This is a genomic window from Lacimicrobium alkaliphilum (assembly GCF_002591895.1).
GTDB classification, from domain to species: Bacteria; Pseudomonadota; Gammaproteobacteria; order Enterobacterales; family Alteromonadaceae; genus Lacimicrobium; species Lacimicrobium alkaliphilum.
Map to the genome: position 1 here is coordinate 183,407 of NZ_NISX01000006.1, position 12,471 is coordinate 195,877.

Genomic DNA, 12,471 nt, shown 5'->3' on the forward strand with positions numbered 1-12,471 from the left:
TTATCTGTTGTCTTCGAGTGCTTTCAGATAATGGTATATCTCTACCTGTGAACGCAACTTTTTCCGGTTGCCCCGGCGAACATATTTGTTGGTTTGTTCGGCATCAATGACTCTGGCCTTGATGGTATCTTTAAACTGAATGTTGAGAATATCCATAATGCGCTTTTTTAACACCGGGTCATTGATAGGGCAGCCTACTTCAATGCGGTTGTCCATGTTACGGGTCATCCAGTCAGCAGAGGAAATAAAGACCTTCTGGTCACCGCCGTTTTCAAACACCATCACCCTGGGGTGTTCAAGGAAGCGATCGACGATACTGGTGATATAGATGTTCTCACTCAGCCCTTTGATACCGGGTATTAAAGAACACATGCCGCGAATAATGGCCCTGACTTTCACGCCAGCCTGGCTTGCACGATACAGATCGTCAATCAGGGCGATGTCTACCAGATTATTAATTTTCAGCAGGATCTGAGCCTTTATTCCTTCCTTGGCATTCTGAGTTTCCTGACGGATATGCATTTGCAGGCGGGTACGCGCGTTAATAGGAGAGACCTGCAGATGCTGGAACTTAAAGCGGCGATAGGGGTACTGAATAAAATCAAACACTTCAATGGCCTCAAGGGCCAGTTCCTGATCCCGGGTAAAGAGACTGAAATCAGTGTAAATTTTAGCTGTTTTTTCGTTGAAGTTACCGGTGCCGAAGTGCGCGTAATGGATCAGTTCTGCGTCTTCTTCGCGACTGATGACACAGAGTTTGGAATGCACTTTCAGGGTTGGCAGTCCGAGCAATACCTTAACACCTGCATCGGTCATGGTTTTTGACCACTCGATATTGGCTTTTTCGTCAAAACGGGCACGCAGTTCTACCACCACGGTAACCTGCTTACCATTGTTTACAGCATCGATCAGGGAATTGATGATGCGGGACTTGTTTGCCACCCGGTAAATATTCAGGCGAATATGTTTAACGCTGGGATCGAAGGCGGCCTGACGCACAAATTCGGTCAGATGCAAAAAGCGGTGATAGGGATAGTACAGCAGTATGTCACCCTGGCGAATGGCATCGAAGGCAGTAAAATGATCGGCAAAATAACGGGTATTGATAGCCGGCAGTAAAGGGTTTTCCAGATAGGCGCGACCAATATTCGGGAAGCCGATAAAGTCTTTGAAATTGCGATAAGGGCCGCTGGCAATCAGGCTGTCGTAAGAAGAAATGCTGAGCTGTTTCCTGAGGAAGTTGAGCATGTCGTCAGGCATATCACCGTCATAAATAAAACGCACCGGCTCTGCAATCATGCGTTGTTTCATGCTTTCTGACATCTTCTCTACATAACTTTCATCAATTTCGTCATTGATGGAATATTCAGCATCCCGGGTCATTTTAAAGGAGTAGGCTTCGAGCTGGTCAAATTCGATAAAGCCACGAAAAATCTGCTCAAGACACAGAGTGATAATGTCGTCTAACAGAATGATGTACTTCTTTTTACGGCTTTTTTGCGGCGGAATCTGCACAAACCGGGAGGTATAATCGGTGGGGACTTCCAACAGCGCATATTCGGTCTTCTTATCTGCCTTGCGGATTGCGACGAACAGATAGGTTGCGGCGTCGTTGAGCCGCTCTACCAGCTTGACCCTGTTGTTGATCAGTACCGGGGCGATATAACGCAGGATCTTGTTCTGAAAGTAGCTCTGTAGCCAGTTCACCTGATACGCATCCAGCTGATCCTGGGTGATCAGGTATATATGGTACCTGGCCAGGCGCGCCACCACTTCAGCATGGATTTTTTCGAATTCCTCGGTCATGACTAAAACCCGTTCCTGGATTTTGTCCATCAGGGCTTTAGTCTGCTCTGCAGCTGCCAGGTTCTTATCGTTCAGATGGATGTATATCTGGCGTTTAACATCGGCGACCCGCACCCGGTAGAACTCATCCATATTATTTGAATAGATGCCTAGAAAACGGATACGCTCGACAATAGGATTGCGCTTATCTGCGGCTTCTTGCAGTACCCGCTGGTTGAACGCCAGCCAGCTAAGTTCTTTCGGATAGTAAGGCAGTGTCGTAATACTCATCTATTTGAAATGGCCGGGAAAAATTGGCGAGAGTTTAACAACAACTGTTCCTCGCCAGGATGAAGCTTTTATGACAGAGACGGCGCTAATCCTGCCAGTCAATGTCCACCACCAGATCGTTGGCAATCTGTTCCAGTGCCAGACTTAAAGGAGCAATATCGAAACCTTCAGGGTACGCGATATCAATATTCGCTTTAAATAAGAGGCCTCCCCAGTTGGGTGCCGCTTCACAGCTTGAACTGAACCTGATGATATTAATATTAAATTGATGCAGTACAGAGGTGATCTCCTGCACAATGCCCGATTTATCATTACCCATGATTTCCAGGCTGGCTCTCATCGTCTGGGCCGGCTGTGATTCGCCTTCAACCAGACGAATATTCAGCTCCGCCATCCCGTCCAGTTTATCCAGCAGCGCAGCGATGTTCTGTTCAGGCAACTGAATTTCCACAAAACCGGTAAAATGTCCCGCCATGTGGGCAAAATTACTGGCCAGCCAGTTGCCTTCTGACAATCTGACCTGTTTAGCGATGGTTTCCACAATGCCGGGTTTGTCTTTACCCAGCAGGGTGATAACAATGGATTTCATAGACTCTACCTCTTTGGCAACATTTTGTACCTTGATAGTGAAACTATAATGCACCTTGTAGGTGTGGGCGAACAAAAAAATGATTATTTTCCAGCGGCTTCAAAGCGTTAGTAATTCAGAGGCAGGATCTCTACAATGTCCCGATTATCAGGGTAGACTTATTCTCCAGTGGATACGCCGTGCAACTGAGTCAACAGCAATCACATAAAGGCCGCGCCTGGCGCGACAAAATGGCGGGTCGTATTATCACTGTTGGTGGTCTGACGGTATTGGTTACGCTGGCGGTTTTAATCTGGCATCTGCTATATGTGACGTCTCCCTTATTACTCACTCCTTCTTTAAAGTCAGTAAACAGCTGGTCAGTTCCGCAAAATGAGCAACTGCTTTTACTCGAAGACGTCAGCGCGGGTCGCACGGTATTGAGTATGGCAGAGGATTGTCAGCTCAATCTTTATCAGGCGAAAGCCCCCCGCAGCAGCGATATGGAATTGTTGAAGACATTGCCGCAGTCATGTCAGGTCAGTACCAGGGCATTGCATCACGGCGGTGAACGTTACTTATTTCAGCTCGGTGGCGATGGTCTGATAAGAATGGAGCGGCTGATTCGCGTGGCACAGCGGATTGAGAGAATGCAGGAGTTGTCTTTTTTGGTGAAACCGGCTTTACCAGAGGTTATTCAACACTGGCAGGTGGCGTTGTCACAACGATGGCTGACAGTGGCGATTCAGTCTGACCAGCAATGGCACATTCACTGGGTATCGAGAGACAGACCGCTGGATAACTTTACTCAGGAGCTGGATGGAAGTGGCCGTTTATTGTTGTTGCCTTCAGTCAAATCGGCGTTGTGGTATGAAGATAATCAGGCTGTTTTCACCAGCCCGGACTCAAGCCAACGGATTGTCACCCAACAGCCTATTGAGACCGTTACCGCGTTCCCGGATCATAAAGCCGTACTGATTGGCTTGGAGGGAGGCGAAGTGCAGAAGTGGTCGAGCTTTAATCAGCAAGGCCAGTTTGTGTATCAGCAGATTTATACCCTGCCTGAACAGGTTTCAATCAGGCAGATGCAGATGTTCAGTGGCAAGGATCTTGGCGTGATCCTGTCCCACGAACAAGAACTGTTGCTCTTTCTTGGCAGTACCGGTGAAATACTCCAACGTCACACGCTGGACAAGCCAGCACGGGGATTTTTCCTTTCCGGAAATAAGCTGTTTGTGCATCATAACAGCAGTATTGAACAGTGGCATATCGACCATGCCAGTTCTATTGTCAGCTTTGAATCTTTGTGGGAAAAAGTCTGGTATCACGGTTACGAAGAGCCGGATTATATCTGGCAATCCACCACATCTGCTGATACCGCTCAGGCAAAATATAGTCTGGTTCCACTGGTGGTGGGTAGCCTAAAAGCAGCGTTATTCGCTTTAATGGTGGCCATTCCTCTGGCCCTGGGCGCCGCGATTTATACCGCATACTTTGTACCCGACAGCCTGCGCAGCTGGCTTAAGCCCGGTATTGAGATGCTCGAGGCGGTGCCTTCAGTGGTAATTGGCTTTATTGCTGCTATCTGGCTTGTTCCTGTTGTCGAGCACCACATGCTGGCAATTGTACTGTTTCTCTGGGGCTTGCCTGTGGGGCTGATTATCAGCGCATTTTTGCAAAAACCCGTATCCCGTTGGTTTAGTCTGAAATGGCAGTCTGGCTGGGAGTTAATTATGGCTGTGCCACTGGTACTGCTGATTGCCTGGCTGGCATTTGAATCTGGTGGCAGCCTTCAGCAATGGCTGTGGCCACAGGGCTGGTTTACAGACAGTCATACCTACAGCAGCAAGAATGCTCTGGTGGTGGCATTGGCTCTGGGTTTAGCCATAGTACCCAGCATTTATTCTCTGGCCGAGGATGCTATTTATGAAGTGCCTTCCCATTTGCGACAAGCGTCTTTTGCACTCGGCGCGACCCGTGCTCAGACCTTAAGATATGTGGTGCTGGTGGCGGCTTATCCGGGGATCTTTTCTTCGGTGATGCTGGGTCTGTCGCGAGCATTTGGTGAGACCATGATCGTATTGATGGTGACAGGTAATACACCGGTGGCAGACTGGGATCCGTTCTCCGGGTTAAGGGCCCTTACGGCAAATATTGCCATTGAGTTGCCAGAAGCCGAGGTGAACAGCATTCATTACCGTATCCTGTTTTTTACTGCCCTGTTACTTTTTGCCTTTACCTTTGTCATTAATACGCTGGCGGAACTGATTCGGGGCCGTCTGAGGAGGCATTATCAGAATGTCTGACGGAAAATGGTTTAAGGCTCAGAAAGAAGGGCTGCCGGTGATCACCAGCGCGGCCCTCGTTGGTATCATTCTGCTGTTACTTGGCGGCATCATCACGCTGATGTTGTTTAAAGGCGCGCAGCATTTCTGGCCACCCTCACTGTATAAGGTGACATATATAGAAGAGGACGCTTCAGATCAGCCGGTTAAGACAATCTACGCAACCCTGCTGGCCGATGATTTTGTTACTACCGGCAGTGAAACGCGTTGGCTGTTTAACGAGGCCAGATTGGATCAATTCACTGATCAGCAATACCTGATCCCTAAGGGGCAGCTTATTGAGCTGTCGACTCCGGAGTCTCTGATAGATATCCGGCTTACCAGTGGTAACCGGCTTTTCGCCAGCTTGCAAAGCGTGGTTTTTGATCAACATGCCATCGCAGCTGATGAAATTGAGGCAAGATGGAGGGAGGTCACAGAGCACCAAGAGCGTATTCTGGACCTGACTGTGAATGAATTAGCCGCTGTTCACTCAGAGCTGGCGGAACTCGACCGACGCCAGGTTGAAGCAGACGCCCCGGCCAGAGTAAAGCTGTTGCAACGTTATCAGGAAATTAATCAGCAGATCAGCGTATTACAAAAGGATATCGATCGTTATCGTGTACGGGTCCGGCTTGCTGATGGTTCGGCCAGATCTCTGGCGCTGGCTGATATCGAAGAGTATCGCTTGCTAAATCAGTTATCCGGGCCACAAAAGGCCGGCGCAGCACTGGAAGCCATATGGCGGTTTGTCAGTGAAAAGCCGAAACGAGCCAATAATGTAGGTGGCGTATTCCCGGCTTTGTTCGGCACGGTGGTAATGGTGCTTATGATGACGGTTATTGTAACGCCTCTGGGGGTGCTGGCTGCGATTTATCTGAACGAATATGCACCGGCTAACATGCTGACATCACTCATTCGTATTGGCGTAAACAATCTGGCGGGTGTCCCCTCTATTGTTTATGGCGTGTTTGGCCTGGGCTTTTTTGTCTACCAGGTGGGTGGCAACATCGATAAATTGTTTTTTTCCGAACAGTTACCCGCTCCTACCTTTGGCGCACCGGGTATTTTTTGGGCTGCGCTGACCATGGCGATGCTGACATTGCCGGTCGTTATCGTAGCCACGGAAGAAGGATTGCGACGGGTACCCAACACCCTCAGACAGGCGAGCTTTGCTCTTGGCGCGACAAAGTTTGAAACCATCTGGCGTACCGTTATTCCCATGGCGAGTCCCGGCATAATGACCGGGGTTATTCTGGCGATTGCCCGCGGGGCAGGGGAAGTGGCACCGTTATTATTGGTGGGCGCAGTTAAATTTGCGCCCAGCCTGCCAGTGGACGGAGAATTTCCTTATCTGCATCTGGAGCGGCAGTTTATGCACCTGGGAGTACTGATTTATGATGGTGCCTTTCACAGCAACAATATCGGTCATGGCTCGTCAATGATGTTTGCCTCATGTCTGTTGTTGCTGCTGGTAGTATTGTCTCTGAACACCATAGCGGTGATGGTTCGGGCCCGGTTACGTCGTCAGTATCTGGCTATGTCCAGATGAGAAAACTGAACTCAAGAGAGTATTGAATGTTTGATTATTTCGATTTGGTAAAACCACAGGTCAGTCTCGATAACCTGCCTGCTGATCAGGTAGCCATTGATGTGGTGGGGCTGACTTTAACCTTTGGTCAGACCCGGGCCCTGCATAATATCAATATGCGTGTTCCAAAGTGTCAGATTACCTCATTGATTGGTCCCAGTGGCTGCGGCAAGTCTACGTTGCTGGGATGCTTTAACCGCCTTAATGATCTGACGCCAGGGTGCCATGTAGAGGGCGAAGTGTTGATTAACGGTAAGAATATTTACCATCGCAGGCAGGATGTGGCTGTATTACGAACTCAGGTAGGTATGGTGTTTCAGCGGCCAAACCCCTTTCCGATGTCCATCTATGACAATCTGGTTTATGGTCTGAAAATACAGGGGATTCGGGACCGGCGGACACTGGACAATGCGGTAGAGCAGGCGCTGATTGATGTGGCGCTGTGGAAGGAAGTCCGAGACCGGTTGTTTGACTCGGCACTGACCCTCTCCGGTGGTCAGCAACAGCGGCTGGTGATTGCCAGAGCAATCATTCTGCAGCCGGAAATCCTGTTGCTGGATGAGCCGACTTCGGCACTGGATCCGATCTCGACCCTGACCATTGAGGAGCTGATCTACCAGCTCAAGGAAAAATATACGGTGCTGGTGGTGACCCATAATATGCAACAGGCAGCCAGAGTCTCCGACTTCACTGCCTTTTTACACGAAGGGCATCTGATTGAATATTCCGATACTAATCAATTATTTACTCGTCCAAGACAACAGCAAACCGAAGAATATATAACGGGCAGATATGGGTAAGAAAGAGGAGTCAGGGGTGAGGAGTCCTCACGCTTAACCCCTCACTCCTAACCGATCATTCTTTTTCGGGCCTTATAAGTAACGATATGTTAAATTCGCCGGGCTATAAATGGCGAGTCAGGCATTTTCTTATGCAAGAAATTAAACTCAATACGCATATCTCCGGTCGATTTAATCTAGAGCTGGAAAATCTGCGCAATTCCGTACTGACCATGGGAGGCATGGTTGAACAGCAGCTTTGTGATGCTATCGCTGCGCTGAGAGATAATCATATGGCCCTGGCAGAGAAGGTCATTGTCAATGATTTCACGCTCAATACCATGGAAGTGCAGATCGATGAAGAATGCACGCGGATTATTGCCAAACGTCACCCCGCCGCCAGTGATTTGCGACTGGTTCTGGCCATCAATAAAACTACCGCCGACCTTGAAAGAATGGGAGATGATATTGAACGCATCGCCAATCTGCTGATCAAGGGCAGCTTACCTGTTTCTCAGGACATCAAGAACGGCATGATTGCTACCGGCAATCATGTGATGGAAATGCTCAGGAAAACGCTCAATGCTTTTGCCCGGCTCGACGGTGAAGCGGCATTAGAGATTCATATGGGCGATCAGGAAATTGATGAGCAATATAAGCAGTTGCTGACCCTGGCGGTGACCGAAATGCAGCAGGATACGGAACTGTTACCTCAGTGGCTGGAAGTCTTATGGGCAATGCGGGCCCTGGAGCGGGTTGGAGACAGGTGTAAGAATGTATGTGAGTATATTATTTATCTGGTTAAAGGTAAGGATGTCCGGCATATCTCCAGGGAAGAATTGCAGAAACGACTTGCAGAGCTTCGCCAGAGTTAATCTCTACACTAAAATGTTACTTAGGTATATGGTTGTCATCAAACTGAAATATTTCTGTCATCTACTATGGTGTATTATGCGCCGCACAAAAAAGGGTTAATGTTGTGTCATTTATGTCTACAAGTGCATTCCTTGAGGTTTTTGCCAAATCACCGTTAAAACCTCTCGAAGAACATATCAATACCGTACATCAGTGCAGTCAGGGTCTTTTGCCGTTTTTTGAAGCGGTATTCAAAAACGACTGGAAACAAGCGGAGAAATGTCAGGGCGATATCTCTCATCTTGAACGCAAAGCTGACGCACTGAAACATGAACTACGTGTGAACCTGCCGGCCGGTATATTTATGCCGATTCAGCGCCAGGATTTGCTCGATCTGCTAACCACTCAGGATAAAATTGCTAACCGGGCCCGGGATATATCCGGTTTGGTGCTGGGACGTGAACTTCAGCTCCCGGAGCCGATGCAGGAAGATTTTCTGAAGTATTTACAGCGTTGTCTGGATGCGACAAAGCAGGCCAAAAAGGTTACCAACGAACTGGACGAATTGCTGGAAACCGGTTTTCGTGGTCGTGAAGTAAAAGTGGTTGAGGAAATGATCAACGAACTGGACCAGATTGAAGATGATACGGACAAGATTCAAATCAGTGTTCGTCGATCCTTATGGAAGATGGAAGACAAGCTCAATCCTGTTGACGTGATGTTTTTATATAAAATCATCGAATGGATCGGCGACCTGGCCGATATCGCTGAGCGTGTTGGTTCACGCCTGGAACTCATGCTAGCTAAGTAAAGGCCTGATTGATGGATATACTTACAACATACGGTTTTGTACTGATCATCACTGCTGCGGTAGTGGGATTCTTAATGGCCTGGGGTATTGGTGCCAATGATGTGGCCAATGCTATGGGCACTTCCGTTGGCTCCAAGGCACTGACGATTAAACAGGCGATATTGATCGCCATGATTTTTGAGTTCGCCGGGGCTTATCTGGCTGGTGGTGAGGTGACGTCCACCATTCGTAAAGGCATTATTGACAGTGCTTATTTTGTAGATAGTCCGGAGCTGCTGGTATATGGCATGATTGCCGCACTTTTTGCTGCCGGTATATGGCTGGTTATCGCGTCCTGGTTGGGCTGGCCGGTTTCCACTACTCATTCCATTATCGGCGCTATTGTTGGTTTTGCGGCTGTAGGCGTCAGCCCCGAGGCTGTTGAGTGGATGAAGGTGGCTGGTGTTGTCGGCAGCTGGGTTGTAACGCCGGCAATTTCAGGGATTATAGCGTACATCATCTTTATGAGTGCTCAGCGGCTGATCTTTGACACCGACAATCCGTTTGCCAGCGCTAAACGTTATGTGCCTTTTTATATGGCATTAGCCGGGTTCGTGATGGCGCTGGTGACGATAAAAAAAGGCCTCAAACACGTGGGCCTGGGAATGGGCACCGCCGAAGGTTTTATGCTGGCAATCGCTCTGGCCGTAGTGGTCGGCTTGATCGGCAAGGTTGTTATCAATCGCATCAAAACAGACAAGTTATCTAATCGCCGCATGCAATTTGCCAGCGTGGAGAAAGTCTTTGCTGTTCTGATGGTGGTTACCGCCTGCTGTATGGCCTTTGCCCATGGTTCAAACGATGTCGCCAATGCCATCGGTCCTCTTGCCGCAGTGGTCAGCGTGGTGCAGAACAATGGTCAGATTGCCAGTAAAGCGGCGTTGGCCTGGTGGATTCTGCCGCTGGGTGCAGTAGGTATTGTTATGGGGCTTGCACTGTTTGGCTCAAGGGTAATGGCCACTATTGGTAAAGGCATTACGCACCTTACGCCAAGTCGCGGGTTTGCCGCCGAGCTGGCCGCCGCAACGACAGTCATCATCGCTTCCGGCACCGGATTGCCTATTTCTACCACACAGACACTGGTGGGTGCAGTACTGGGTGTGGGCATGGCACGCGGTATTGCTGCATTGAATCTTGGTGTGGTGCGGAATATCGTGATTTCCTGGGTTGTTACGCTTCCGGTCGGTGCCGCACTGTCTATTATGTTCTTCTTTATGCTCAAAGGTATATTTGCCTGAGAGGCCAGTTGACCTGTTCCCAGAATAACCTCGTTGTATATGATGCCGGTCAGCTTAGCTGACTGGCATTTTTCCTTTTCGTCAGGCTGTATTCTTTTGGTGTCAGGCCGTTCCAGCTTTTAAAAGCACGGTTAAAACTCCGTACATCGGAAAAGCCCAGCGCCAGTGCCACATCCTCTATGGCTAACTGCGCAGACAGCAGCGTTTTAGCCTGATGATCCAGCACCTGCTCTTTTACGGCCCGAAAGCTGGTTTGGTATTCTGCCAGTTTGCGCCTGAGGGTCGCGCCACTGCAACCTAAGTAATCTGCTACGGCATCCTGACTACGGTAATCCGAATTAATTGCCTGTCTGACCTTTTCGAGAAAATCCTGATGTTGCTGGTCTCCTGAAGGCGCGATTATCCTTCGTTGTAACTCACTATAAACTTTGGCTGAAGTCAGAGTACCTATTCTCTGCCAGTCAAGAGGCTCAGAGGCAACAGTATTGGCATAGCGCAGAGCGTAACAAGAGGCCTCAGATTTAATCGGGGTGGCATTGAGAACAGATTGTAATAATGTATGTTTAGTTGCAGGGGCCCGGCTATAGATCTTCAGCAGAGGAATATGGGGCTTATCGGGCAGTAAAGCACATATGATTCCGTGCACATACAGCAATACCGATTCCAGATTAAATTGGATGTATTCAGATCTGGCATCAGACAGATAGGGAAATTCTCTGTCATCGATAATATATTCCAGGTGCCTTTCTGATAACTCTGCCTGATTGTAATTACCACCGTGAATCACATTATAGGATAAGGCTAATTGTTTCAGGGCGTCATTCAGGTGCTGGCAATGCCCCAGACTTGCCAGCACATAGTCATTAGTACCGGGTAACAGAGGCCGCTTGGACATATGCCAGGACTCATCGCCAACTTCCAGCGCAAAAGCTTCCTGAAGTCTCAGGAAATCTATGATTTCCAGTCCAGGCTCATCCGTCTGAATATGCAACTGCCGCATCAGGCGTGCCAATGAAACATCCACCGAGGCCATCATGGTTTGCATCAGCTCAATATTCCCGGACGGGATACAGGTTTTGCTCGTCACAGACTGATGCGCTCCTGTCATAATCTTGAGAATAAGTAGATCAAGAATAGAGCACAAAGCGCCAGGCGGGTCAATCTGACTAAAGTACAGGCCCTGTGTGTTTAAGGGCCGTGAATGCCCTGAATCAGATGGCATTTAGCTGTTATCCAGATCCTCTTGTAATTGTTTGGCGAGCAGGGCTCGTGTCTGTCTGGCGACGGGTAATACACCAAAAGACAAAAACGCGTGAATCGTTCCTTCCTCACAGTGATAACGACTGAGCACGCCATCCTCCCTGAGCCTGTTTGCAAACTCCTTGCCTTCGTCCTGAAGGGGATCGAGACCGGCAGTTATGATCGATGTAGCGGGCAGGTGACTGAGTTTTGACAGAAAAACCGGTGAAACTTCCGGATTATCGCTGCGGCTGTTTTCATCCAGATACCAGTCGCGGGTGCCATCTATAGCATCTCTGGATAGCAGATAATCGCCGTTACCATAGGTGATCCTCGACGGATATGTCTTATGGGGGTTGTGAACATCCATTACCGGGTAAATCAGGTACATGGCCGTCAATCGTATTGAGGTTTTGCTGTGCAGCCGATGACTGACCGCAATGGCCAGGTTGGCGCCGGCACTGTCTCCCATAATAGCGATACGCTTGCTATCTGCCCCTAACTGCTTTGCATTGGAAAATATCCACTCCATGGCATCGGTGGCATCGTTGAGTCCTTTCGGATATTTGTGCTCCGGTGCCAGACGGTAATCGACACTGATAAAGAGGCAGCCGCTGAGACTGCATAGCTCTCTGATCAGGCCGTCGTAGCAGTCCAGGTCTCCTAAAGACCAGCCTCCGCCATGCAGGAACATCACCAGCGGCATATTTTTTTGCGTTGTTAACGCTGGGCGATAGAGCCGGGCGGTGATGCTTTGAGTCGGGCCGTTTATGTTCAGCTCTTTTACCTGGCAATCGCTATCAATAATCCCGGCGAGGTTGAGAAACATCGCCCTGGCACCGTCCCGCGCGCTCAGGATTACGTTCTCAGCGTCGGCTTCTGGCTGCTGAATATCCGGCGTTTGCTGATTGAACTGTGCCAGTAACGCCTGGGTATCTTTATCAATCATGT

General features: G+C 49.1%; 10 protein-coding genes. 6 read left to right on the plus strand and 4 right to left on the minus strand.

From position 1 onward, the window contains the following. Both ppk1 and CDA54_RS07965 read right to left on the minus strand, forming a co-directional pair. A complete protein-coding gene (gene ppk1, locus CDA54_RS07960; RefSeq protein WP_099034458.1) occupies positions 1 to 2,076 on the minus strand; it encodes a polyphosphate kinase 1 in 2,076 nt (691 codons plus the stop codon). Between the two features lie 85 nt (positions 2,077 to 2,161). Beyond that, complete coding sequence (locus CDA54_RS07965) at positions 2,162 to 2,665, minus strand: glycine cleavage system transcriptional repressor (RefSeq protein WP_099034497.1); 504 nt, start codon at positions 2,663 to 2,665, stop codon at positions 2,162 to 2,164. Between the two features lie 179 nt (positions 2,666 to 2,844). Here CDA54_RS07965 and CDA54_RS07970 point away from each other — a divergent pair, with 179 nt between their 5' ends. From CDA54_RS07970 to CDA54_RS07995, 6 genes are all read left to right on the plus strand, one after another. Next, positions 2,845 to 4,950, plus strand: a complete 2,106-nt coding sequence (locus CDA54_RS07970; protein ID WP_099034459.1) for an ABC transporter permease subunit — start codon at positions 2,845 to 2,847, stop codon at positions 4,948 to 4,950. Continuing rightward, on the plus strand, positions 4,943 to 6,520 hold the full coding sequence (gene pstA / locus CDA54_RS07975) for a phosphate ABC transporter permease PstA (RefSeq protein ID WP_099034460.1): 1,578 nt from the start codon (positions 4,943 to 4,945) through the stop codon (positions 6,518 to 6,520). The genes CDA54_RS07970 and pstA overlap by 8 nt, the downstream gene beginning before the upstream one ends. 26 nt (positions 6,521 to 6,546) lie before the next feature. Next, the gene (gene pstB, locus CDA54_RS07980) at positions 6,547 to 7,359 is read left to right on the plus strand and encodes a phosphate ABC transporter ATP-binding protein PstB (RefSeq protein ID WP_099034461.1); all 813 of its coding nucleotides are present in this window, start codon (positions 6,547 to 6,549) and stop codon (positions 7,357 to 7,359) included. Between the two features lie 131 nt (positions 7,360 to 7,490). Beyond that, entirely contained in the window at positions 7,491 to 8,213 is a 723-nt protein-coding gene (gene phoU, locus CDA54_RS07985) for a phosphate signaling complex protein PhoU (RefSeq protein WP_099034462.1), read from the plus strand. Between the two features lie 113 nt (positions 8,214 to 8,326). Beyond that, positions 8,327 to 9,004: a TIGR00153 family protein gene (locus CDA54_RS07990; RefSeq protein ID WP_099034498.1), complete on the plus strand. Its 678-nt coding sequence runs from the start codon at positions 8,327 to 8,329 to the stop codon at positions 9,002 to 9,004. A gap of 11 nt (positions 9,005 to 9,015) precedes the next feature. Beyond that, positions 9,016 to 10,281, plus strand: coding sequence for an inorganic phosphate transporter (locus CDA54_RS07995; RefSeq protein ID WP_099034463.1), 1,266 nt, complete (start codon positions 9,016 to 9,018; stop codon positions 10,279 to 10,281). A gap of 49 nt (positions 10,282 to 10,330) precedes the next feature. On the opposite strand, the gene CDA54_RS08000 is transcribed toward CDA54_RS07995, so the two are convergent. Together CDA54_RS08000 and CDA54_RS08005 are read right to left on the minus strand one after the other, a co-directional pair. Next, positions 10,331 to 11,368 (minus strand): helix-turn-helix domain-containing protein, encoded by a 1,038-nt coding sequence (locus CDA54_RS08000; RefSeq protein WP_180237150.1) that lies wholly within the window; start codon positions 11,366 to 11,368, stop codon positions 10,331 to 10,333. Between the two features lie 135 nt (positions 11,369 to 11,503). After that, positions 11,504 to 12,469: an alpha/beta hydrolase gene (locus CDA54_RS08005; protein ID WP_099034465.1), complete on the minus strand. Its 966-nt coding sequence runs from the start codon at positions 12,467 to 12,469 to the stop codon at positions 11,504 to 11,506. Positions 12,470 to 12,471: the final 2 nt, after the last annotated feature.